The sequence below is a fragment of the Microbacterium sp. P5_E9 genome, from assembly GCF_054049175.1.
Genome location: NZ_JBFUMV010000010.1, coordinates 16,981 through 41,016, shown reverse-complemented (window position 1 = coordinate 41,016; position 24,036 = coordinate 16,981). Strand labels below are relative to the sequence as shown.

General features: G+C 67.0%; 19 protein-coding genes. 11 read left to right on the top strand and 8 right to left on the bottom strand.

The genetic code is table 11. The annotated features are described in order from the left end of the window. The first annotated feature begins 34 nt into the window (after positions 1–34). The 6 genes from ACXJ3V_RS13155 to ACXJ3V_RS13130 all read left to right on the top strand — a co-directional run bounded on the left by ACXJ3V_RS13155 (position 35) and on the right by ACXJ3V_RS13130 (position 6,703). Positions 35–973 carry a helix-turn-helix domain-containing protein gene (locus ACXJ3V_RS13155; protein ID WP_457100764.1) on the top strand — a complete coding sequence of 313 codons (939 nt, stop codon included), beginning with the start codon at positions 35–37 and terminating at the stop codon, positions 971–973. A 166-nt stretch (positions 974–1,139) separates the two neighbouring features. Next, entirely contained in the window at positions 1,140–2,411 is a 1,272-nt protein-coding gene (locus ACXJ3V_RS13150) for an ABC transporter substrate-binding protein (RefSeq protein ID WP_457100763.1), read from the top strand. A gap of 10 nt (positions 2,412–2,421) precedes the next feature. Next, complete coding sequence (locus tag ACXJ3V_RS13145) at positions 2,422–3,420, top strand: carbohydrate ABC transporter permease (RefSeq protein WP_457100762.1); 999 nt, start codon at positions 2,422–2,424, stop codon at positions 3,418–3,420. Next, positions 3,413–4,306, top strand: a complete 894-nt coding sequence (locus tag ACXJ3V_RS13140) for a carbohydrate ABC transporter permease (protein ID WP_457100761.1) — start codon at positions 3,413–3,415, stop codon at positions 4,304–4,306. The genes ACXJ3V_RS13145 and ACXJ3V_RS13140 overlap by 8 nt, the downstream gene beginning before the upstream one ends. Then, the gene (locus tag ACXJ3V_RS13135) at positions 4,303–5,397 is read left to right on the top strand and encodes a LacI family DNA-binding transcriptional regulator (RefSeq protein WP_457100760.1); all 1,095 of its coding nucleotides are present in this window, start codon (positions 4,303–4,305) and stop codon (positions 5,395–5,397) included. The genes ACXJ3V_RS13140 and ACXJ3V_RS13135 overlap by 4 nt, the downstream gene beginning before the upstream one ends. A gap of 79 nt (positions 5,398–5,476) precedes the next feature. Then, positions 5,477–6,703: a Gfo/Idh/MocA family protein gene (locus ACXJ3V_RS13130; protein ID WP_457100759.1), complete on the top strand. Its 1,227-nt coding sequence runs from the start codon at positions 5,477–5,479 to the stop codon at positions 6,701–6,703. Positions 6,704–6,842: 139 nt separating this feature from the next. Here ACXJ3V_RS13130 and ACXJ3V_RS13125 read toward each other — a convergent pair whose 3' ends face one another. The 3 genes from ACXJ3V_RS13125 to ACXJ3V_RS13115 are packed head-to-tail and all read right to left on the bottom strand — an operon-like array spanning position 6,843 to position 12,770. After that, complete coding sequence (locus ACXJ3V_RS13125) at positions 6,843–9,284, bottom strand: glycoside hydrolase family 38 N-terminal domain-containing protein (RefSeq protein ID WP_457100758.1); 2,442 nt, start codon at positions 9,282–9,284, stop codon at positions 6,843–6,845. Positions 9,285–9,318: 34 nt separating this feature from the next. Then, positions 9,319–11,448 carry an alpha-galactosidase gene (locus tag ACXJ3V_RS13120; protein WP_457100757.1) on the bottom strand — a complete coding sequence of 710 codons (2,130 nt, stop codon included), beginning with the start codon at positions 11,446–11,448 and terminating at the stop codon, positions 9,319–9,321. Beyond that, the gene (locus ACXJ3V_RS13115; protein ID WP_457100756.1) at positions 11,445–12,770 is read right to left on the bottom strand and encodes an alpha-L-fucosidase; all 1,326 of its coding nucleotides are present in this window, start codon (positions 12,768–12,770) and stop codon (positions 11,445–11,447) included. Before ACXJ3V_RS13115 ends, ACXJ3V_RS13120 begins: the two co-directional genes overlap by 4 nt. A gap of 220 nt (positions 12,771–12,990) precedes the next feature. On the opposite strand from ACXJ3V_RS13115, the gene ACXJ3V_RS13110 reads away from it, so the two are divergent. From ACXJ3V_RS13110 to ACXJ3V_RS13090, 5 genes are read left to right on the top strand one after another with little or no spacing between them, the layout of a single operon-like run. Further along, the gene (locus tag ACXJ3V_RS13110) at positions 12,991–14,340 is read left to right on the top strand and encodes an ABC transporter substrate-binding protein (RefSeq protein WP_457100755.1); all 1,350 of its coding nucleotides are present in this window, start codon (positions 12,991–12,993) and stop codon (positions 14,338–14,340) included. A 2-nt stretch (positions 14,341–14,342) separates the two neighbouring features. Continuing rightward, positions 14,343–15,296: a carbohydrate ABC transporter permease gene (locus ACXJ3V_RS13105; protein ID WP_457100754.1), complete on the top strand. Its 954-nt coding sequence runs from the start codon at positions 14,343–14,345 to the stop codon at positions 15,294–15,296. Then, positions 15,277–16,227: a carbohydrate ABC transporter permease gene (locus tag ACXJ3V_RS13100; RefSeq protein ID WP_457100753.1), complete on the top strand. Its 951-nt coding sequence runs from the start codon at positions 15,277–15,279 to the stop codon at positions 16,225–16,227. The genes ACXJ3V_RS13105 and ACXJ3V_RS13100 overlap by 20 nt, the downstream gene beginning before the upstream one ends. Before the next feature lie 52 nt (positions 16,228–16,279). Continuing rightward, the gene (locus ACXJ3V_RS13095) at positions 16,280–18,328 is read left to right on the top strand and encodes a DUF5107 domain-containing protein (protein ID WP_457100752.1); all 2,049 of its coding nucleotides are present in this window, start codon (positions 16,280–16,282) and stop codon (positions 18,326–18,328) included. Between the two features lie 4 nt (positions 18,329–18,332). After that, the gene (locus ACXJ3V_RS13090; RefSeq protein WP_457100751.1) at positions 18,333–19,409 is read left to right on the top strand and encodes a LacI family DNA-binding transcriptional regulator; all 1,077 of its coding nucleotides are present in this window, start codon (positions 18,333–18,335) and stop codon (positions 19,407–19,409) included. Positions 19,410–19,418: 9 nt separating this feature from the next. Here the strand turns inward: ACXJ3V_RS13090 and ACXJ3V_RS13085 are convergent, their stop codons facing one another. From ACXJ3V_RS13085 to ACXJ3V_RS13065, 5 genes are read right to left on the bottom strand one after another with little or no spacing between them, the layout of a single operon-like run. Then, positions 19,419–20,207 carry a DeoR/GlpR family DNA-binding transcription regulator gene (locus ACXJ3V_RS13085; RefSeq protein ID WP_457100750.1) on the bottom strand — a complete coding sequence of 263 codons (789 nt, stop codon included), beginning with the start codon at positions 20,205–20,207 and terminating at the stop codon, positions 19,419–19,421. Continuing rightward, a complete protein-coding gene (locus ACXJ3V_RS13080; RefSeq protein WP_457100749.1) occupies positions 20,204–21,070 on the bottom strand; it encodes a class II fructose-bisphosphate aldolase in 867 nt (288 codons plus the stop codon). The genes ACXJ3V_RS13085 and ACXJ3V_RS13080 overlap by 4 nt, the downstream gene beginning before the upstream one ends. Further along, complete coding sequence (locus ACXJ3V_RS13075) at positions 21,070–22,065, bottom strand: 1-phosphofructokinase family hexose kinase (RefSeq protein WP_457100748.1); 996 nt, start codon at positions 22,063–22,065, stop codon at positions 21,070–21,072. Before ACXJ3V_RS13075 ends, ACXJ3V_RS13080 begins: the two co-directional genes overlap by 1 nt. Next, on the bottom strand, positions 22,062–23,054 hold the full coding sequence (locus ACXJ3V_RS13070; protein ID WP_457100747.1) for an ROK family protein: 993 nt from the start codon (positions 23,052–23,054) through the stop codon (positions 22,062–22,064). Before ACXJ3V_RS13070 ends, ACXJ3V_RS13075 begins: the two co-directional genes overlap by 4 nt. After that, a complete protein-coding gene (locus ACXJ3V_RS13065; protein WP_457100855.1) occupies positions 23,051–23,920 on the bottom strand; it encodes an SIS domain-containing protein in 870 nt (289 codons plus the stop codon). Before ACXJ3V_RS13065 ends, ACXJ3V_RS13070 begins: the two co-directional genes overlap by 4 nt. Positions 23,921–24,036 lie beyond the last annotated feature (116 nt).

Sequence of the window (24,036 nt, the reverse complement as noted above, 5' to 3'; positions counted from 1 at the left end):
GACTCGCGTTCGGGAACGTCCATAGGATGTTTTCATGCGTTCTGAGCGCACCGACGTCCTCGGGACAGTCGAACCACGGGCGGCCGTCGCATCCGATGTTCCCGACCTCGAGTCGACCGCCGATCGGACGATCATCGATCTGCGGGGACAGGGTCCGCTGGTCAGCGCCGGGCACTATCGCTATCTGGCGGCGCAGCCCGCGCTGCCCGACCAGGTGCACACGGGTCTGCTCGTCCTGGCCTTCGCCATCCGCTCCACGTTCGACTTCGTGGTCGACGGGAGCTCCATCGTGGTGGAACCGGGAGCGGTGATCGTCATTCCGCCGGGACACGTCTACAGCACCGGCGCCGCGGCGCAGACCAGGGGAGAGCTGCTCTGGCTGGTGGTGGGCACCAATCGTGCGCTGTCCGCGATGCCGGGCGAAGATGATCGGTCGATCTCCGAGACCATCGACAATCTCGTGGCCGCTGGGGTCACCACGCGCCCGGCTCCTCGAGAAAGCGTCGACCTGCTGTTACGCGTCCTGACCGCGACAGACCTCAGGTGGAGCGGGACACGCACCTGGCAGCACGCACTGTGCATGGCAGCGCTCATGGAACTGGCGCACGCGGTCTGGAACGCCGATGCTGCGTCGCAGCCGCTGCACCCGGCGCTGCGCCAGTCGCTGGAGTGGGCGACCGCCCACCTGGAGGAGCCGATCACGGTGGCGCAGCTCATCGAAGTATCCGGGATGTCGTCGACCCACTTCTTTCAGCAGTTCGCGCGAGCCTTCGGAACCAGCCCGAAGGACTACATCCTTCGCATGAAGGTCAGCCGGGCGCGCGAACTGCTGGAAGGAGCGGACTCGGTGACGGACATCTCACACGCTCTCGGCTTCTCATCGAGCCAGCACTTCAGCACGGCGTTCAGGCGATACGTCGGGATGTCGCCGACCGGATACCGGCGAGTCGCGCGCGGCACCGCAGCCAGCTGAGACCCGCCCTGGGGAATCTTTCGGGGGCGTTCTGCGCCAACCGCCTATGCTTTTCGAACCCCGCGGCACGTGTCGAAACTCCCCCTTGCATTCCCTAGCCGGCGGTCTTATCGTTTTGCTAATCGTTTAAGCCAATCGATTAACACAGCGAACGAAGGAGTTCTCAATGAATCGGAATCGCTCGTCGCGTGCCCGGCTCGCGTTGGTTGCCGGTGCGACCCTCGCGGCGCTGACGCTTGCGGGATGCAGCAGCGGAAGCGCCGGAGGCAACGGCGGCACCGACGAGAAGGTGACACTGAAGTACGCGCTCTGGGATGAGAACCAGAAGCCCGCGATGGAGCAGATCATCAGCGCGTTCGAGAAGGATCACCCGAACGTCACGGTCGACATCCAGCTCATTCCGAGCGCGGACTACTGGACGAAGATCCAGACGGCAGTCGCCGGAGGATCGGGCCCCGACAACTTCTGGATCAACGGCCCGAACTTCCAGTTGTACGCCTCGAATGGTCAGATCGCCCCGCTCGACGACCAGGGCATCGACACGTCCGATTACCCGAAGGGCCTCGTCGACCTGTACAGCTACGACGGCAAGCTTTACGGAGCGCCCAAGGACTTCGACACGATCGGCGTCTGGTACAACAAGGCTCTCTTCGATGCGGCGGGAGTCGCGTACCCGAAGGCAGGGTGGACATGGGAGGACTTCCAGACGGCTGCCGCGGAGCTCACCGACCCGGCACAGGGCATCTACGGCACTGCGGCCGCGCCCTACGGGCAGATGACCTTCTACAACACGATCTACCAGGCGGGCGGTGAGGTCATCAGCGCCGACCACAAGAAGAGCGGCTACGGGTCGCCGGAGGCGCTCGAGGGTGTTGAGTTCTGGACTGACCTCATCGCATCGGGCGAGTCACCGACGTCCCAGCAGATGACCGACACGTCGCCGTTCGACATGTGGACCGGGGGCAAGATCGCGATGTTCTGGGACGGCTCGTGGTCACCTTCCGGCTACGCGAAGAGCGCCATCGGCGGCACGATCGACATCGCGCCGCTCCCGACCGGCCCGACCGGCAACCAGAGCATCATCCACGGTCTCGCGAACGTTGCGAACGCGAAGAGCCCGCACCTCGCGGAGGCAAAGGAGTTCGCGGCCTTCGCGAGCGGCAAAGCTGCGGCGGAGATCATGGCGAAGACCGGAGCGGTCATCCCGGCGTACAACGGCGAGCAGCAGGCCTGGGTCGACTCGCTGCCCCAGTACGACCTGCAGACCTTCATCGACGAGGTTCCCACCGCGGTTCCGTACCCGATCTCGAAGAACACGACGGCCTGGAACAAGCACGAGGGAGACATCCTGCCGCAGATCTGGGCTGGCGCCGTCTCTCCCGAGGACGGCCTGAAGGACCTCGCTGCGAAGATGCAGGCCGAGCTCGACAAGGAGTAGGAACCACACCATGACCGAAGTGATCGCACACCCCCAAGGGATTGCGATCGCCGATCAGCACCGGGGGCGGCCGAGGGCCGCCCCCGGTGCCGGGAGGCGACCGATCTCCCGGCCCCGTCGACGCCGTACGCTCGGGACATCGCCCCTGTGGGCGCTCGTGTTCATCGGACCCGCCCTGCTCGGTCTCGCGGTCTTCTACCTCTGGCCGGCCGTCCGGACCCTCATCCTCTCTTTCACGCAGACCGGTGTGTTCGGTGGGAGCACCTTCGTCGGCTTCGCGAACTACCTTCGGCTCTTCTCGGATCCCGACTTCTACGTGAATCTGCGCAACACAGCGGTCTATACCGTGATCGTGCTGCTCGGCATCCCGCTCGCGATGGTGATCGCGGCACTGCTGAACACTCCCGGGCTGAGAGGGCGAGGCTTCTACCGCACGCTCTACTTCATCCCGGTGGTGACCATGCCGGCGGCCTTCGCCTTGGTGTGGAAGCTGATCTACAACGGCGAGTTCGGCCTGCTCAACAGCCTGCTTCGGCCCTTCGGCATTGTGGGGCCGTCATGGCTCACCAACGACTCCACCGTGCTGGTGGCGATCGCCGTCGTCGGCATCTGGGCGAGCCTCGGCACCAACATCGTGATCTTCATGGCGGGACTGCAGGCGATTCCCGACACCGCAATGGAGGCAGCCGAGCTGGACGGGGCGGGGCCGATCCGGAAGTTCGTCTCGATCACGACCCCGCTCCTGAGCCCGAGCATCTTCCTCGTGACAGTGCTGACCGTGATCAACGCACTCCAGGTCTTCGACCTCGTCTACCTGATGCTCACGCCTCGCGTGATCAATCCCGCTGTACCGGCCGCCCGCACGATCGTGTACTCGTTCTACGAGGCGGGCTTCCTCGACAACGATCGCGGCTATGCCGCCGCGATCGGGATCGTCCTCTTCGTGATCGTCCTCGCGCTCACGATCGTGCAGTTCCGCATGCAGAAGAAGTGGGTCCACTATGAGTGACATCGTGGACGCCGCATCCTCATCGGCGAGTTTCGAGATGAACCGTCGGCCGCGACGACAGCGGGGTCGACTCGGACGCCACACCCTCGTCCACCTGCTGCTCGCGGCGGGTGCAGTGGTGATGGTCTTCCCGTTCATCTGGGAGTTCTTCACGGCCTTCAAGTCGGACAACGCCGCGGTGAGCATTCCGCCCAAGCTCCTTCCCGACCCCTGGGTGTTCACGAACTTTGCAGGGGTGTTCGACCAGATCCCCTTCTGGCAGATGCTCCTGAACTCGATCCTGATCACGGCCGGCCGCACGCTCGGCCAGGTGGTCCTGTGCACGATGGCCGGCTACGCCTTCGCCCGCATTCCGTTCCGCGGCCGCAGCATCCTCTTCATCCTCGTGCTGTCGGTGCTCATGGTCCCCTCGCTGCTGTTCCTGCTGCCCCAGTACGAGATCATCCAGGCCCTTGGCTGGCTCGACACGCTCCAGGGCCTCATCGTCCCTGGGCTGTTCAGCGCCTTCGGAATCTTCCTGATGCGCCAGTTCTTCATGGCGATGCCGGCCGAGCTCGAAGAGGCGGCCCGGCTGGACGGCGCAAATCCGTGGCAGACGTTCTGGCGGGTCATGGTGCCGCTCGCGAAGCCGGGCATCATCGCCCTCGCAGTCTTCACCACGCTCTGGTCGTGGAACGATCTGATCTGGCCCCTGATCGTGACGAGCGACCAATCCAAGATGCCCCTGTCGGTCGGACTCGCCATGCTCGCCGGCGGCCTTCATCACGTCGACTACTCGGTACTCATGGCGGGGGCGCTTCTGGCGACACTCCCGATGCTGCTCGTCTTCATCTTCCTGCAGCGCCACTTCATCCAGGGCATAGCCTTCTCGGGGACGAAAGGATGAGCGAGACCGTGACAGTGGCCGACCATGATTCCCGTCCGCGACGCCGGCCGACTCTTCGTATGGTCGCGGAGCTCGCCGGTGTCTCCACTGCCACCGTTTCCTACGTGTTCTCGGGGCGGCACGGCGGTGAGTCGGGCGTCGCTCCGGCAACCACCCAGCGGGTGCTGGATGCGGCCGACCAGCTCAACTACCGACCCAATCGCGCGGCTCGGGCGATTCGCACCGGCAAGACGGGCATGATCCAGCTTTCGCTCCACATGCTGAGCGACCCGTGGTCACTCGCTGTTGCCGAGGCCGTCAACGCTGCATCCAAGCCCCATGGTCTGACCACCCTGATCCTCGCGGACGGGGACTGGTCCACGGCGCTCGATCGGGTGGAGAGCGATGTGGCGTATGTCGGTGTGCCAGTCGATCTCGTGGATGAAAGCCGCGAAAAACTGCGCACTCTCGTCGCGCGTGGACAGCGGCTCGTGGTGTTCTGCGAGACCTTGGAACCCGATGGATTCGACGTCGTCCGCTCGGATGCGCTGCCGGGCTGCGCGCTCGTCATGGATCATCTGCTGGAGCGACACACCCAGATCGGATGCCTCACCGGCGAGTCCCAGCTGCGTGCGTCGGTCGCTCCCGCCTCGCGGTACACGGTGTATCTCGAGCGGATGGCAGCGGCAGGACTCGACGTGGATCCCTCGTTCACCGTTACCTACGAAGATCACAGCAAAGCCAGCGCCCTCACCTCCGCCATCCAGCTCCTGTCGGGCGATCGCCGTCCCACCGCCGTGTTCGCAACGACAGACTTCGCTGCCATCGCCGCGATGAATGCAGCGCACATGCTCGGCCTGCGAGTTCCGCACGATGTCGCCATCGCCGGTGTGGGCAACGCTCCGGAGGCGCAGCAGGTCATTCCCACCCTCACGACGGTGGGACCGAGCGACCTGTACGAGCGCCAGGCGGAGCTCATCGTGGAGCGAGCACTCGAGCAGGTGCCGTCGCCGCCCAGACTCCTGGACTTCCCCTGGACTCTGATCCCCGGCGGCTCGACCGACCTCGACGCGCCGCCCTTGCGCCGCCCCGGCGACACCATCCCGCGCTGACTGGCGCGGAGCGCCCTTCAAGCTTCCGGTCGCTTCGGCGGCTGTTCACCGTACCCAGAAACCTCCCGGAGGAACCCGAATGGATCTCAATATCGGCATCATCGGCTTCGGCATCCGTGCCGGCCTGCACGAGGAAGTGCACCGGCCAGGTGCCGGCTCTCGCGTGACTGCGGTGTGCGACGTCGCTGAGCGCGGCCGCGCCGACGCACGCGCGGCACTGCCCGACGCGCTCGTCACTGACTCGCTCGACGAGCTGCTCGGGTCGGGGATCGACGCCGTCATGATCCTCACCCCCGACGACCTGCACGCCTCGATCGCCATCCGCGCACTCGAAGCGGGCGTCGCAGTCTTCAGCGAGAAGCCCCTCGCGACGGATCTTGCAGAGGCCGACGCCGTCCTCGAGACCGCGCGACGCACCGGCGGCCGGCTCTACGTGGGGCACAACATGCGTCACCTTCCGGTCATCACCCTCATGCGTCGAATCATCGTCGATGGGCGGATCGGTGATGTGAAGGCCGTCTGGTGTCGTCATTTCGTCGGCAACGGCGGTGACTACTACTTCAAGGACTGGCACGCAGACCGGCGTCGCACAACGGGACTGCTCCTGCAGAAGGGTGCGCACGACATCGACATCATCCACTGGCTCGCCGGAGGCTATGCCGAACGAGTGGCCGCGATGGGCTCGTTGAGCGTCTACGGACAGATCGAGGATCGCCGTGACCGATCGGACGAGCGCATGCTCGACTGGTTCAGCACCGAGAACTGGCCCCCCGCGTCACAGACAGGCCTCAACCCGGTCATCGACGTCGAAGACCTGTCGATGGTGAACCTTCAGCTCTCCAACGGCGTGCTCGCGTCCTACCTGCAGTGCCACTTCGCTCCCGACACGTGGCGCAACTACACCGTGATCGGCACCGAGGGACGAATCGAGAACTTCGGCAACGGCGAGGGCAGCGAGATTCGGCTGTGGAATCAACGTCATCAGGACCTGGCCCCCGCCGACGAAACCTTCATCGTCCCGGCGATCACGGATTCCGGCCATGGCGGCGCAGACCGACTGCTCATCGCCGAGTTCCTCCGCTTCGTGCGAGAAGGCGGCGTCACCGAGACCTCTCCCGTGGCGGCTCGCGAGGCGGTGGCGGCCGGCATCCTGGCGACGCAGTCGCTGCGTGGCGACGGATCCGCGCTCGCGGTGCCCCAGCTCCCGGGGGACCTCGTCGCGTACTTCGAGAGAGGCCAGGTCGAACTCGATAGCGCAGACGAGGCAGACCAGGGCTCGGGCGTCGCCGACCCTGCGCTCCGTTGAGCCCAGCACTGAACAACCGGTCGGCGCCGGCGCTCCCGGCTTCGCCTCGCACGACGGGGCCAAGCGGGCGTTCCATGCCATCAGATCGGTGGTGGAGACGCGAGCGGACCACCGCGAGAGCTGGTTGAGATCGATGCGATCAGCCGTCGTCCAGGGTGGCCCCCGGCAGCAGGCCACCCCCGGCACCACGTCCCGCCGTGGTGATCGGCCATACGAGAGGTGGTTGCCGGAATGTCGCCGCGTGATGTGGCAGCTCGTCGCGCGCTGACGTCTGGGTCGACATGAAGCCGTATCGCAGACGCATGCGGCCGGGTTGGGTCCGGGCGAAGTTGGTGTCCCAGTAGTTGTTGACGGGCCAGGCGAGCAGGAGAGGATCCTGGGGCCGCGGCACCGACTCGATCGGCGGGCCGAAGTGGAAGTCGCCGAATTGCACCAGCGGCGCGTCGGGCGCGAAGAGTGCGATGGCCGTTTCCTCATCCCACATGGTGGCCATCGACTCGACCGTCACCCACCCGCGGGAGGCGCCGGGGAGCTGGTCGAGGTCGAGCCGCACGATCTCGTCGGCGCTGTCGAACGCTGCGCCCCACCCTCCACTCATGGCCAGCGGGATGGCGAAGTAGATGCCCTGCGGGTCCGCCTCGCGTTCGAGTTCGAGTTCGACATCCACCCGGATGATCGGATCATCCGCGAACAGCGAGATCGAGACGACCAGGTGGGTGATTCCCGGCGCGGCCAGCGTGCGCACAAGGGTGATCCCGTCGGGGCGTTCGTCGACGGAGCAATCCAAGACTCGCGTCGCCTGCTCTCGAATAGGCGACCACTCCCGCCAGCACGAGATGTCGTACTTCTCGCTGTCGAGGTTGCGCCGGTAGTACGCCTGCCGGGTGCCGTCGTCGAGGGCGTCGGGCCGCTCGCGGACAAACGAGAAGAAGTCCATCCCGTCGCGGGGGGCGAGCAGCTCGCGTCCTTGGCGTCGGTCGGTCAACGAGAGGATCCGGCCGTTGCCGGGGTCGTAGCTCAGGGTGTGGAAGGGCGACTCGATGCGTCCGACGCGGGTGACCGCGACATCCGTCGATGCCACGTTCAGCTCGCGACGCTCCTGCCTCGACGTCTCGATCGCGTGCACGACGGCGGCACGGTCGCGCGGGGCGGGCAGTTCTTCGAGCGGGATGCTGCGCCATGACTGCGGCGGAAGCTCGATCGGGCCGAAGGCCCGGGCCACATCGCCGGGGAACTCGGCACCCCAGGACCGGCCGGGGTACAGCATCCGACTGCTCCGAGCGGTGCGTGCGGTCTCGGGAGTGTCGGTGCGGAACCAGGCAGCGGGCAGCCGTGGGTGGACCGTCACGGTGTTCGGCGTCGGATTGCAGAGGAGGACGCCCTTGACGCCCTTGTCGGCGACCGGGTTCTCCGCGAGCCGTTCGAGCCCGTCCATCACGGCGAAGGACGCGAGTTCGTGCGCCTCGTGCGGGTACGCCTGCTTCAGGAGGTCGCCGGTCTGCGCCTGCGGATGCTCGGGGGTCGTGTCGTAATACCCCCRGGTGTGCTCATCGAACAGGTCGAGCTTCTCCAGCGCCTGAGCAGCTGTCGGATGAGGGATGCCGGCTGTCAGGGTCTCCGCCGAGGCCACAAGGCGCTTCGCCCGCTGATTGAGAGCCGTCGCGATCGGCGTGCTGCCGTAGCCGAAGCTCCAGTAGTCGGTCCAGTCCCCGCGCAGGCGGGGGAGGGTCTCCTCCGGCACCTCGAGCACGCGCTGCCGCAGGTCGTCGAAGGTCGCGTAGCGTACCGACGGACCGTGGCCCGCCGCGTTCCATCGGGCGAGCAGGTCCGGCATGTACGGATTCGGCGGTGCGTTGTCCCACATGACGGGTGCAGCGGTGCTCGTGAGGTACACGAAATCGAGTCCGTAGCCGATGCCGTCGAGCCAGGTCGAGAGGCTGCTCCACCCCTCCGCCATCCGGTCGACGGAATCATGCCACGAGAGCAGGAGCTGGTCGAACATCGTGTAGTGGTGTCCGTTGAAGACCCGGATGGTCCGCCCCGACGGCGCCTCCCACAAGAAGATCCCGGGCCGCGGCTGCACCGCTTGACCCAGGTGCGTGTTGACGGCCATCACGAAGAGGTCGACGTCGGCGTCCAGCAGCACATCCGCCATCGCCCACGGCACGCCGTTCACGTCGTGCTGGCACGCCACGGAGATGGACGCGCCCGTCAGCTCCTCGATCTCACGCTTGCCCGCGACCAGCCTCTCCAGCCCCGCACGATCGATCGCAGCCCCGACATGCCACCGCAGCGCGGCCAGCCCGATCCGTCCCTCGGCGACCAACGCCCGGAACCGGCCGCGCTCCGACTCCGATGCGCGGAGCAGCCAGCGTCGCACCGGCTCGGTCGCCTCGCACGTCCACTTCGGGCGCACGCCGTCGGGCAGGTCGGCTGTCCGCTCGAGCCACGCGATCGCCTCACCGATGTATTCGTTCTGCAGCTCCCACAGGATCGGCTGCGAATGGGTGTAGCCCACATCGAGATGGCTGTGGTGCAGCATCAGGATCTCTTTCACCCTGGTGGCACTGGGTTCGTTCACGGCATTCATCTCCTGCGTCCGGACGGGTGGTGGGTCAGGCGACCGGGTCGAGGACGAGAACGTCGGCATCGGCGGCGAGCGCCCAGGGGATCTCGATCCCGGAGGTTCGGAGTGCCGCGCCGCTGTGCAGCGATCCGTCCGAGCGTAGCTGGTACGTCTTACCCATCACCGCAGAGTCGATGCGGATCCGCAGCGGCGGTGTGATGCTCAACAAGGCCACCGGCTCAGCCCCGAAACGCTCGCGCGTGCTGTCGTACGCGAGCACGACGATCCGGCCGCCGTGTGCGCCGCCGCCCGCGAACTCGAGCGCGTAGCCGCGCGCAGTCGGATTCGAGTGCCGGTAGAGCTCGCCCCCGTGGATGACAGGCCGGACCTCCTTGTACAGCTCGACCATCGAACGCGCTGTCGCACGCTCGGCTTCCGTCCACGCACCGATGTCGGCGCCGATGCCCAGCGCCCCCGCCATCGCGACGACGAACCTGAATTCGAGTGAAGCAGGTGCCCGATCCAGGACTCCTGGGGTATCGGTGACCCAGGACGACATGACGTGAGCGGGATAGGCCGTCAGGAAGCCGTCCTGGACGAGGAGACGGTCGCGGGGGCCGGTCGCGTCGCTCGCCCACACCACGTCGACGAGAGCGAGGACGGCATTGTCGATGCGGCCGCCCCCACCGGAGCAGCCCTCGACCGTGACGTGGGGGAACTCGTCGCGGATCATCTGCAGCAGCCGGTAGTAGCCGGACGTGTGCGCAAACGACCACTCGAATCCATTCAGGTCGCCGCGGCGGCCGGGGCTCGTGATCGGCCGATTCATGTCCCACTTGAGAAAGCTGATGGGGTAGTCGCTGAGGAGGCGACGCAGCATCGCTTCGGCCCACGCGTAGGCGTCGGGATTTCCGAGATCGAGCACGAGCTGATCCCGGATGAGGATCTCCGGGATGCCGTGATTCTGGTACACCCAATCCGGGTGCTCTCGATACAAGTCGCTGTTCGGGCTCACTGCCTCGGGCTCGACCCAGAGTCCGAAGCGGACGCCGTGACTGATGACCTTGTCGGCGAAGGAGCCGAACCCGTTCGGGAATGCCAGTGGATCGGGGGTCCAATCGCCGAGTGCGGAGTCGCCGTCGTTGCGTCCGACGAACCATCCGTCGTCCACCACGAAGACTTCTACACCCAGGTCGGCCGCGGTGCGGGCAAGGGCGAGCTGGCCTTCTTCGGTCACATCGAACTCGGTGGCCTCCCACGAGTTGTAGACGATGGGCCGGTGCTCGGGCGAGGTCGTGCGCGAGATCGCGCTGCGCTGGTGGCGATGCCACACCCGGGTCAGCTCCGGAAGACCGCCGATGACGTGCGCGGCAAGCAGGTGCGGAGTCTCGACTTCTCGACCGGGGGTCATGAGAAGCGTCGTTCCCTCGTCGTCGAGACCGGCCGAGATCCGCACGAGGCCGTTCGGGTGAGCCTCGGCGCTCATCACCCACGAACCGCTCCACGAGAGCGAGATGCCGATCGTCCCAGCCCCGGCATCCGTCCCCCCCGTCGCATCCAGCGGTGTGGCGGCGACCATCGGAGCGAACGTGTGCCCGGTGAGGCCCTGCCTGCTCCCCATCCGGAAGGTGCCCATTCGCAGCTCCACCGATTGCGGCTGCACCTCGCGCGCGTAGCCTCCGGCGAGGTAGTCCAATCGCACGCCCGATGGTGCCTGAAGCGATACCGCCCCTGAGAAGGCACGAGCCAGTCGGATGGGTTCCCCATCGCGCCGGACGTCACGAAGGACCACCCACCGCTCGACCACGTCGGAGCTCGGGACGGTGCTGACGTGCTGCACCATCTCCAGCCCCCGAGGGTCCGTGAAAGAGACCGCCAGGTGAGTCGCGCTCTCGTCCTGGTCGAAGACGTGGTTCGAGTAGCTGAAGTGCGACCCGCGTGAGCCGTCCGGGTGCTCGACGATCAACTCGCTCGCGTGGACGTGGCGCAGCCCCAGGGCTGCGTACTCGACGGGTGCATAGTCGGCGAAGGTCGACATGATCGGCGGCACGTCGGGTCGCTCCCAGTGCGGGACGCGATCCGTGCGCGGTCCGAAGTAGTCGAGCACCAGGGCTGTGCCGTCGAGCGCCAGACTCACTGCGTAGGTCGTGTTCGCGGTATGCAGCACCCAGCTCGTCACGCGGACGCCTGAGCAGCGATCGTGGCGGCGAGGCGCACGGCGACCACCGTGTCGGACTCGTCGGGCACGGGATAGGTGAACGATGTGTCGTCGTCGCCGAAGCAGACGAACACGGTGTCGGGGTATGCCTCGGTGAGCCAGCCATCCGCCGGATGGACGACCTCGCCGTCGATGCGAAGTTCTGCGATCTCGTCCGCATCGATGCCGGTCAGGGCGAGCGGACCGATCGGCGGTTCGAAGACGTGCGCGAAGACATCACGGCCGCGGCGGGTGTAGCAGCCCCAGTCCGGCTTCGGCAGCTCGGCTGCTCCCGCCCCGTAGATGCTGTCCCCGTTCCGCTCGAGCCAGGCCCCGATCTCACCGAGGATCCGCGTCTCGTTCTCGCCGATGCGGCCGTCCGGCTGCGGGCCGACGTTGAGCAGCATGTTGCCGCCACGACTGACCGTCGTGACCAGGTTGCGCACCAGCATCCGGCTCGACTTGTATGCGTCGTCGCCGATGAAGTAGCCCCAGTGGTTGTTCACCGTCAGGCACGACTCCCACGGCACCGCATCACCGTGAACATCGCGGATGCCGCCAGGCGGGACGAGCTGCTCGGCGGTGACGAAGTCGCCTGCCCAGGGTGTCGGGTGGGCAGTGACCAGCGAGCCGAGGCTTCCGCCGCTCGCCTCGAGGCGGTTGTTGATGAGGATGCCGGGCTGCAGCGCGCGGACCATCTCCACCAGTTCGCTCGCTCGCCACCGCTCCCCGGTGAAGTCGTCGTAGGAGAAGTCGAACCACAGCAGGTCGAGTTCGCCGTAGTTCGTGCACAACTCGCGGACCTGCGCGTGCAGGTAGTCGACGTAGTTCGCGAAGTCGTGGGTGCGGTCGCGGTACGTCTCGTCGTCCCGATGGGGGTGCTGACGGTCGCCCCACGCCGGGTAATCAGGGTGATGCCAGTCGAGCAGCGAGTAATAGAGCCCGACCTTGATCCCACGGCGCCGGAACGCCTCGACGAACTCACGGACCACGTCGCGGCCGAGTCCGTTGTGCATCGTCGAGTACGTGGTGTGCGCGCTGTCGAAGAGGCAGAACCCGTCGTGGTGCTTCGAGGTGAGGACCGCGTATTTCATCCCGGCGCGCTCCGCGACATCCGCCCACGCTTCCGCATCGAACGCGTCGGGCACGAACCCGTCGACGTATGGCTGGTACTCCTCGATCGAGAGGCGGTAGATGGACCGGAGCCACTCCTCCCGGCCGGCGACGGAATAGGGCCCCCAATGGAGGAACATGCCGAACCGCGCTTCGCGGAACCAGGCCGAACGGTCGTAGCTCTCGGACATGTGGTGGTACTTCCTTCGTCATTCAGGGTCAGAGGGGGGTGGGGGGTTCTGGGGAGATAGTAAGCAGTTCCGCCGTCGCATTGCTAGCGCTAACAAAAAAATTGGCAGCGCAAACAAAAAAGTGTTTGATAGCGCTAGCAATCGTGTTACGTTAGCCGCCGACCCGACGAAGACTCGCCGGAGGCACCCCCTCAATCACAGAGCAACAGGGAGATCAAGGATGATCAAAAAGAGCAGGATCGTTCGCACGGTGGCGCTCGCCGCCGTCGCAGCGGTGGCGGCCAGTGGCGCGCTGACCGGCTGCGCAGGACAGGCGAGCGCAGGATCGACGCCCACGTCCTTCACCTACTGGTCGATGTGGAAGGAAGGCGAGCCGCAGCAGAAGGTGCTCGCCGCCTCGATCAAGGACTTCACCAAGGAGACCGGCATCAAGGTCGATGTCGAGTGGACCGGCCGCGAGGTCATCAAGCAGGTCACGCCCCGTCAGGCAGCCGGCAACCCGCCGGACCTCTTCGATCAGGCCGGCAGTGGCATCTGGGGCTCGTTCCTCGAGAGCGACGGTGTGCTCGGGCTCGCCGACGTGTACAAGACCACTCCGATCGGAGAGTCGGAGAAGATCGGCGACCTGATCCCCGAGAGCCTGGCGAACCTGTACGTGAACAAGGACGGCGAGCCGATGCTCGTCCCCTACTCGGTCACCGGCGTCACGACCTGGTACAACGGCCTCACCGACGACATCGACGCCCCCCTCACGTGGGACGACTTCGCGGCCCTCGCCGACAAGCTGAAGGCCGAAGGCCGGCCCGCGTTCACGGTCGACGGTGACCAGTCGTACTACGAGATGTATTGGTTCGCGTACTCCGCTGTCCGTCACGGCGGCGCCAAGGTGCTCGACGCGATCGCAGCAGACAAGACGGGTGAGGCGGCCGAAGACCCGGCCATCCTGGCCGCGGCGGAGGACCTCTTCCCGCTGCTCCAGGGCGGATACCTGCCCGACGACTTCGCCGGCACGACCTGGCCGGCGCAGCAGACCGGATGGGCCGACGGCTCGAACGGTGCGGCATTCCTCACGATGGGCGCCTGGGCGCCGGCCGAGACCGGTGCCGCCCTCAAGCAGTCGGACATCGACGTCGACGCCACCATCGAGTACCGCTCCGTGCCGTATCCGACCGTCGAAGGCGGCAAGGGCAATGACGTCACCTGGGTCGACGACTTCGGCTTCGCAATCCCGGCGAAGGCGAAGAACGCCGACGCGGCCAAGGAGTTCATCCGCTACTTCCTGAAGAAGGATGTCCTCCAGTCCTTCGCGACCGACTCGTCCAGCCTCGCCCCCCGCAGCGACGTCACTGTGCCCAAGGATCTGACCGACTTCGCCGCGCAGGTGCAGGCCTCGGCCGACGCCGATCAGCTCGTCCCAGGCCTCGACGGCAGCGCGGTCAACGCCGACTGGTCGGGAAAGGTGCTCTACCCGACTGTCGCCGACCTGTTCAACAAGAAGTTCGCGAGCCCCGAGGAGTTCGTCGCCGCACTCAAGCAGCGCACGATCGACACGCTCGCAGCGCAGGGCTGACAATGTCGGCAACCATCACCCTTGCGGGTCGGGCGGCTTCCCGCCCGGCCCGCAAGGGCGCCGCCTCGCTCGAGGGCCAGCGACGGCGCACCTTCTGGGTGTTCGTGCTCCCCGCCCTCGCTGTGTACATCTTCTTCTTCATCGCCCCTGCGCTGGTCGGCATCTGGGCCGGCTTCACGCGCTGGGCGGGAGCGGGGACGGACATGGAGTTCATCGGCATCGCCAACTACCTCCGGCTGACCCGCGATTCGTACTTCCACGCTGCGTTCTGGAACACCATGGCGATCGCGTTCGTCTGCGGCTTCTTCGTGTTCGTGATCGCTTTCGCCTTCGCGATCGTGGTCCGCGACATGCGCGCCAAGGTCACCGTTCGCACTCTTCTGTTMCTCCCCTACATCATCTCGCCGATCGTGATGGGTATCGGGTTCGGGCTGCTGCTGGCACCGAAGGGCGCATTGAACTCGATTCTCCGGGGAGTCGGGCTCGGAGCGTTCGCGATCGACTGGCTGGGACCGGACAACGAGTTCCACACCATCATGATCGGCATCGTGTGGATCAGCGTCGGCTTCTACGTGGTCCTCCTGATGTCGGGCATCGACCGGATCCCGCCGTACTTCTACGAGGACGCCGAGCTCAATGGCGCGAACGCATTCCAGAGGTTCCGGTACGTGACGCTGCCGCTGACCTGGGACATCGTCACCGTGGCCGTCGTGCTGTGGCTGATCGGCGCGATCCGGATCTTCGACTTCGTGTTCGCGTTCGTGGGCATGGCCGGTTATCCGCCCGCGGATGTCGCGACACTCGCGATCGCGCAATATGCGGCCACCACCGGTGGACCGTCTCCGGCCTATGAAATGGGCTACGGATCCGCGATGGGCGTGTTCATGCTGGTGCTGATCGCCGTGCTGGTGGTCGCTGTGAGAAGGATGATGCGCCGTGACGCACTCGAGTTCTGATCTCCTGACCATGCCGATGACCATTCCGCAGGTGGCGGCTCCGGCGCCCGCTCGCAGCGCTCGCCGTGTGGTGCGCGCCCGTCGAGGCGGCTGGTTCGGACCGATGGTCGCCCCCCTGATCTGGGCGGTCGCCGCGTTCAACGTGCTGCTGTTCCTGTGGCTGATCCTGCAGTCGTTCCGGGACGGCTCCGAGATCTTCACGAAGCCGTTCGAACTGCCCCGGAACTTCAACTTCGACAACTATGTCGAGGCGCTCGGAGTGGGCAACCTCAGCACCGGCTTCCTCAACACCGTCGCCCTGTGCGCGGCCGCAACAGTCACGATCGTGCTGCTGTCCGCGCTGGCCGCACAGGCGCTCAGCCGCACCAGGCACCGGGCAGCCAGCCCCCTGACCAGCTTCTTCGTGGTCGGCATGGGCATCCCGTTCCAGGCCGTGATCCTGCCGATCTTCGTGATGATGCAGACCATCAGCAGCACGATGTATTCGCTCTTCGGCTGGTGGGATGAGCGGATCAGCGTGTACCTGATCTATGTCGCCACGGGACTGCCCTTCACGGTCTTCCTGCTGACGGGCTTCTTCCGCTCGCTGCCCAGCGAGGTCGAGGAGGCTGCTGCGCTGGACGGTGCCGGACCGTTCCGGACGTTCTTCACGATCATGCTGCCCCTGGCGCGCCCGGGCATCATCACCGCAGCGATCCTCGCCGGGCTCGGCGTATGGAACGAGACCCTCGTCGCGCTCATCTTCATCACCGAGACCGACAAGCAGACACTGCCGGTCTCCCTGATGGGCCTCTACGGCACGATGCAGTACACGTCCAATTGGGGCGGCTTGTTCGCCGGCATCGTGCTCGTCACCCTTCCGGTCCTGGTCGCCTTCATGGTCATGGGTCGTCGGATCGTCGAAGGAATGACGGTGGGCGCCGGGAAATAGCCGCTCACCACCCTCTGCCTCGGATGATCCTCTGTTGAAAGAAACAACTCTCATGACTGAACTGTTCGTCGATCGACTCTCGTTGCCGACCGCCCCCCTGGGGCCCGACAATCCGCTGCCGCCGCTGTTCGGCACCGGAAACCGCGACTTCGAGGTCGACATGTCGGAAGCGTCCGACGAGATCCGCACGAATGCCGCGTACGGTCGCGTCCCATCGATCGCGCCGTACCTGCTGCAGGACGACTACGCACGCGACCGCGTGATCCAGGAGCATCCGGTCGCGGTGCTGGAGAACGGGCTGCTCCGCGCCACCTTCCTCCTCGGCGCGGGTGGACGACTGTGGTCGCTCGTCCACAAGCCGAGCGGCCGCGAACTGCTGTTCCGCAACGGCATCCTCCAGCCGGCGAACCTGGGGCTGCGCAACGCCTGGTTCGCCGGCGGAGTGGAGTGGAACGTCGGCACGATCGGCCATGCCCCGGGCACGTTCTCACCGATCCACGCAGCGCGCGTCGAGCACCCCGACGGAACGCCCGTGCTCCGTCTCTACGAGTTCGACCGCATCCGAAACGTCGTCTATCAGGTCGACGCTCACCTTCCTGCCGGTTCGGGGGCGCTGTTCATCCACGTGAGGTTGACGAACCCCAACGACCACGACGTTCCCACCTACTGGTGGTCGAACATCGCGGTCGAGCAGACGGAGCACACCCGCGTCATCTCGTGCGCCGAGCAGGCATGGAACTACGGCTACGCCAATTCGCTGCGCCGTGTGCCCGTGGTGGATGAGGCTCTCGGCATCGACGTGACCTACCCCGGCCGCGTGGACGACGCAGCGGACTACTTCTTCGATACTGATGCCGAAGCGAACCCGTGGATCACCGCCGTCGACGCAGGGGGAACGGGGCTCGCGCAGATCTCCAGCCCGCAGCTGCGCGGCCGGAAGCTGTTCCTGTGGGGCACGAGCGTGGGCGGTGAGCGCTGGCAGGAGTGGCTGAGCGGTCCGGAGCGTGCCTATATCGAGATTCAGGCGGGCCTCGCTCGCACCCAGTTCGAGCACGTCCGGCTTCCCGCCGGGGGAGAGATCTCGTGGGTGGAGGCCTATGGCCGGGTCGATGTTCCGGCCGAGGCCGCCCACGGCGAATGGTCGGCTGCACGCGCTGCCGCGCGAACGGCCGTGCACGCGCTCGCATCGCCGAGCGAGCTGGAAGCCGAACGGACTGCTGCCGCGATCGTGGCGCGTGCACCCATCTCCGAGGTGCTGCATCGCGGATCGGGTTGGGGCGCCCTCGAGGACCAGCGCCGTCTCGTGCGCGGGCGGGATCGCCTGTCGCGACCGGAGGCCCCGTTCGAGGCGGTGACGCTCACTGCCGAACAGCGCGACTGGATAGAGCTCATCGAGGCGGGGCGCTTTCCCCACGACGACCCGGCCGCCTTCCCACGGTCGCTGCAGGTGCACCCCGAGTGGGAGGCGGAGCTCCGTGGTCGCGGCGGCTGGGTCGAGGCAGCGCTGCGCGGCAACGCTCTGGCCCATCGCGAGGATTTCGAAGGCGCGCGCGCCGAATGGCTGCAGTCCATCGCGATCACACCGAACGTCCTCTCCGTTCGCAATCTCGCGGCCCTGAGCCGGCACCTCGGCGACCTCGACCAGGCCTGCGAATGGTACGACGACGCGCTGCAGCTCTCTCCGCACAGTGTTCCGCTCGCGATCGAGGCGATCAGGACCTACCTGCTCGCAGGACAGGGGGTGCGCGCGTGCCGTGCCATCGAGAGCCTGCCTGCTGAGGCTCGGGTCGGGGGAAGAGTGCGACTTCTCGAGGCGACTGCCCGGATCGCCGTTGGAGACCTCGAAGGATGCCGCCGCATCATCGATGGCGGCATCGAGGTCGCCGACCTCCGCGAAGGTGAATCCAGCCTGCATGCGCTCTGGTGGGACCTCCGCACCGCCGAGCACGCCCGATCGGCCGGCATCTCCGTGTCGCCCGAATTGCGGGCGCGAGTCGCGCGTGCAGAGCCCGTGCCTGCTGTGCTTGACTTCCGCATGCGGCGAGACGAGCTCGCCACGGACGAACTCGAAGTCCTCGGCTCGGCAGGGGCAGGAGGCTAGGACGATGGCAGGAACAAACGGCTCGACGGCACGAGCCTCGCGCTCGACCGGCCCCGACATGATCGACGTCGCCCGCTTGGCGGGGGTTTCGCCGCAGACCGTCTCGCGCACCCTGAGCGGATACCCCCACGTTTCGACGGTCGCCCGAGAGAAGGTGCTCGCGGCCGTCGCCGAGCTCGGCTATCGCCGCAACCGCGTCGCCTCGGCGCTCGCGTCCGGCAACAGCAGATCGATCGGGGTGGTCACCCTCGGTGAAGGCTCGTTCCGCTTCGATGTCGCCACAGGCATCATCGCGGAGGCCGAGGCCGCCGGGTACACCGTCACCATGAGCGTCACGGCATCCCTGGACACCTCCGACATCGCGCGCGCCATGACGCGCCTGCTCGAGCAGAACGTCGCCGGCATCGTGCTCGCACTCACGCTTGCCGACATCGACGACGAGATGGAGCAGCTCCTCTCCGAGGTGCCGACGATCGCTCTGGGCGGTCCTCGGCAGCGGTGGACCGACGCCATCGCCATCGCTTCCGGCGCGCCGGCCACGCGTCGGGCGGTCGATTACTTGCTGAACCTCGGACATGAGACCGTCTGGTACGTCGCCGGCGAGGGCGCACCACAGTTCGCGGACGAGTGGCGGGCGACGTTGACGGATGCCGGGAGACCTGTTCCCGACCTCCTGCAAGGGGATTGGAGCCCTGAGTCGGGTTACGAGAACGGTCTGCTGCTCGCCAAGATCCCCGAGGCGACCGCGGTCTTCGTCGCGGGCGACGAGATGGCATTCGGCGTGCTTCGCGCCTTGCAGGAATCGGGCGTCCGTGTTCCTGAGGACATCTCCGTCATGGGTGCCGACGACAACCGGCTCGCACGATACGCGGTCCCCGCGCTCACGACCATCAAGTTCCCCTACGACCTGATGGGAGTCCGCGCGGTCCGCTTTCTCCTCCACGACCTCGAGAATCCCAACGAGCCATTCTCCTCAGAGCTCGTCGAACCCGAATTCGTGATCCGAGAGAGCACGGCGCCGCCACGCACGCGAAGGCGCAACGGCGGGCGCTTCACCCTGTCGGACTCGCGAAAGGCGTAGCTCTTCGGGTCACGGAGCGACGATGACTTCGTACCCGGCATCGGAAAGCGCGGTGCGATCTGCAACCGAGATCCCGTCATCGGTGATGATCGTCGGGAACAAGTCCGAATTCCCCATGGATGCGAACGCGCGGTGCGCCAGCTTCGAGGAGTCCGCGACGATCACCGCCCGCCGGGCCCGGGTCGCCATGAGACGGTTCACGGCTGCCTCCCGTTCGTCGTCGGTGGATGGGCCGCCGGTGGGATCGACTCCGTTCGCGCCGATGAACGCGATGTCGAGGCTAACCGAGCGCAGAACCGGGTCGGCGAAGTCTCCGACGAGCTCGTAGGTGCGAGGGTTGACGACGCCACCGGTCAGGACGAGCTTGATGGTCGATCGGGTCGCGAGCTGGGCCGCGATGTTCACGGCGTTGGTGACGACGGTGAGGTTGGGGGTCGGCGAGGGCTGCATGAGGTCGGCACGCACGCTCAGTGCGGCCGCGATCGCCGTCGTCGTCGTGCCGCCGGACAGACCGATCACCGCACCCGGTGCGATGAGGGCGCTCGCTGCAGCCGCGATGCGCTGCTTCGATCCTGACCCGCTCTCGCTCCGGTACCGAACGGGGAGCTCGTAGGCGACCGAATGGGGGATCGCCCCACCGCGCGTCCGGGTCAGCAGCTGCTGTTCGGCGAGTGAGTCGAGATCGCGGCGTGCGGTCGCCGGTGAGATGTCCAGCCGCGAGACGATCTCATCGACCTCGACTTGGCCGGTTTCGGCCAGAAGATCGAGGATCGCGTTGAGGCGTTCTGCCCTGCTCATGCTCGCGTTGTTCCTACCGGTTCCGTCGACTTCAGCGCGAACAGTCGCAGCAGCCGTGCCGCCTCATCCGCGACAGCAGTCCGTCCCGCCCGCACATAGCGCCGAGAATCGGAGGTGTTCGGCTCGGCCTCCAGATACTCTCGCACGGATCGCGTGAACAGCCGGCTGAGATGCGTGGAGACATTGATCTTGGTCATGCCTGCGACGATCGCGGCCGTGATGTCGGCATCCGCGACCCCTGATGAGCCGTGCAGCACCAGGGGAACCGGCACCGCGCCGTGGAGCCGTGCGATCAGCTCCAGATCGAGACGTGCCGTGCGATCGGGCATCGCATGAGAGGACCCGACGGCGACGGCCAGGGCGTCGACACCGGTCGCCTTCACGAACTCGCGCGCCTCATCAGGGTCGGTCCGCACTCCGGGAGCGTGGGCGCCGTCCTTGCCGCCGATCATTCCAAGCTCGCCCTCGACGAACAGGCCGGCAGCATGTGCGCGCCGGGCCACCCGGGCGGTGACCGCGACGTTGTCGGGATAGTCCAGGCCGCCCCCGTCGAACATCAGCGAGCTGAATCCCAGAGCGATCGCCTCATCGGCGATGTCCTCGCGATCGGCGTGGTCCAGATGCACCGACACCGGGGCGGCTGCGCGCCGGGCGATCGCGAGCGTCGCGAGGGCGATCGGCTCCAGGCCACCGTGGAATTCGGCGCAGTTCTGCGAGACCTGCAGGACGACGGGCAGGCCGGCACGATCGGCGGCATCGACGAACGCCTCCGCGGTCTCGATGTGGATGACATTGAACGCCGCCAGCCCGATGCGGTCGGCGGCGGCTGCCGCCACCAGGTCACGTGTGGATGCGAGGGGCATCAGGTCTCCGAAGTCGAGATCAGTGCCGCGGCCGAGCGGTCGCGGAGGGCTGCATGCCCTCGCGCCTCCGACTCCTTCGGCTGGAACAGGACGACGTCAGCCAGCAGCGCGGTGTGGCGAGGGGAGATCTCGCCCGCCGTCGGCATCAGTACGGCCGCCGCGGACCACGCTGTTGCCACGCGCACGAGGGTGTCGAGGGCTGTCTCGCCGAGGCTCAACTGGGCGGCGACCGCGGCCACAGCGGCGTCGCCCGCGCCGGTCGGATTCCCGACCAGTGCATAGGGCAGGCGCGCGCCGATCGGATGCCTCGGATCGGCCCTGGACACGGCGAACATGCCGTCCGCGCCCAGCGACACGAGCACCGTGCCCGCGCCCCGTTCGAGCAGGAGGCGTGCGCCGCGAAGAGGATCGCTCTCGCCGGTGGCCTCGCGTAGTTCGTCGGCGTTCGGCTTCAGAATGTCGGCTCCGGCACGGGCGGCGGCGAGCAGTGCGGGGCCCGAGGTGTCGACGATCGCCGGGATGCCCTTCGCGCGAGCGAATGCGACGAGCCGCGAGTAGAGATCCGCTGGAGCCCCCGGGGGGAGGCTCCCCGACACCGCCATCACCGTGGCGTCGGCAAGCGCATCCTCAACGACCGCGAGCAGTTCGTCCCAGTCGCCGTCGCTCAGTGGTTCGCCGACCTCATTGAGGATCGTCGTGGTCCCGTCGGCCTCGACGATCGCGGCGGTCTGCCGGGTCGGGCCCGAGCAGCTGACGAGCCGGCTGGGGATTGCGCTGCCGGCGAGGTCCCGGGCGAACACTTCACCGACGGCACCACCGACCGGTGCGACCGCGAGGACGTCGAAACCTTGCTGGGCGGCGACACGGGCGACATTGACGCCCTTGCCGCCGGCGCGCGCGAACGCGGTCGGCACCCGGTGCGACTCGCCGACCGTGAGTTCCGGCAGTGTCCACGTCATGTCCAGAGCCGGATTCGGCGTGACGGTGACGATCATGACGGCATCGCAGTAACCGCGATGCCGGATGTCTGGGCGGCGAGATCCCGGGCAAGCAGCGCCGCTCCCAGCAGCCCGGCGTTCTCGCCGACCTCCGCGCGAAGCAGCAGCGGGCGCCGGTGGAAGCTCAGCAGCGCGTCGACCTGCCGCCTGACCGGTTCGAGGAGCGTGTCGCCGGCCTCCGCCAACCCGCCGCCCAGCACGACCGCCTGTGGAGCGAGAGTGGCGACGAGGTGAGCGATGGCAGCGGCGAGGGCGGTAACCGCCGCGTCCCACACTGCCGCGGCATCCGGGTCTCCGGCCGCCGCGCGAGCCACCACTTCTCTCGTGCCCGTGATGGTGCGTCCGGTCCGGGCGGTGTAGCGACGGACGATCGCACCCCCGGCCGCCACCGTCTCGAGGCAGCCTCGGGCACCGCAGGGGCAGAGTTCGCCCTGGGGATCGACGCAGGCGTGTCCGATCTCACCCGCGTAACCGCCGCCGAGGTGGACCCGCCCGTCGATGATCAGCGTGGCTGACACGCCGGTGCCGATCACGATGACGACCGCGTCGCTGAAGGGCCGAGCCGCGCCGAGGCGATGCTCGACCGTGCCCGCTGCCCGCACGTCGTGGATGAATGCAACGGGGAGCTGAAGAGCGCTCTGGGCGATGGCACGCACCGGCGCGTCACGCCAGCCGAGATTGCTCGAGTAGACGCCGACGCCGGCCGCCTCGTCGACGATCCCCGGTGCTGCGAGTCCTGCCGCGACCGGATGCACATCGGGAAATGCATCCATGAGTTCGCCGGCGATGACGGCGAGTCGGGCTCCGATGACTTCGGCCGGCGAGGTCTCGTCTCGTGGAGTCGGTGAGCGGTTCAGTCCGAGCATGGACCCGGACCCGTCGAAGAGTGCCGCTTTGATGTCCGTGCCACCGACGTCGAACGCGACCACTGGAGCACCGCGATCGAGGGTCCGCGGGCGTCGTGACGCGGCATCCGTGGTCGTCATGGTGTGAGGATGACAGATCGGGTCAGGTTGCGCGGTTCATCGGGGTTGAGGCCCTTCGCGCGCGCCCGCGCGAGGGCGACGCGCTGAGCGCGGATCAGGTCGGCGAGTGGATCGATGTCGCGGATCTCGGCGCGAGCGCCGGTCGCGGTGATGTCGTCGATGAGCCCCTCCGGCGGGACGCCGAAGTGCCACGTGACTCGACCTGGCGCGGCGATGCTGATCGGTCCGTGGCGGTACTCCATCGCGGGGTACGACTCGGTCCAGGACTGGGACGCCTCGCGCATCTTGAGTGCGGCCTCGTGCGCCAGGCCGATCGTCCATCCGCTGCCCAGAAACGTGTACTGCTCGGCGTCGACGAGCTCCGGGTCGAGCTCTTCGCCGATGGCTCGCTCGGCGTCGGCGATGGCTGCGTCGAGGCTCTGCCCGAGCGACGCGCGGAAGAGGGTGAGGGCAGACGTCGCGAAGCGTGTCTGCACCACGGACTGCTCGTCGGCGAACGGCAGCGCGATCGTGTCGTCCACCAGGTCCACCAGCGGCGAGGTCGGGTCACCGACGACGCCGATGGTGCGAACTCTGCCTCGCAGTCGTTCGACCAGTTCGATGACCTCGGTCGTCGTCCCCGAGCGCGTCAGCGCGACGACGGCGTCATAGCGCCGATCGGTGAAGGCCTCCGACGCGGTGAAGGCGTCGGTCTCACCGAGTCCGGCCGCTTCCCGGAGCGTTGCATAGGCCTGCGCCATGAACCACGAGGTGCCGCATCCGACCACCGCGATCCGCGCGCCGACAGCGGGGAGCAGCGCCTGCTCGGTGCGCATCTCGACGGCGCGGGCCCAGGTTGCGGGCTGCGAGAGGATCTCGGCGGCCATGTGTTCGGTACGCAGTGCGGCAGTCGATGCGTCCACGGGGGAGCCTTCCTCGATGCGGCTTCGTAGTTTCCGCGTGTCGTTTGCTGATGGATCTATGATTGCAAATGATTGATAAA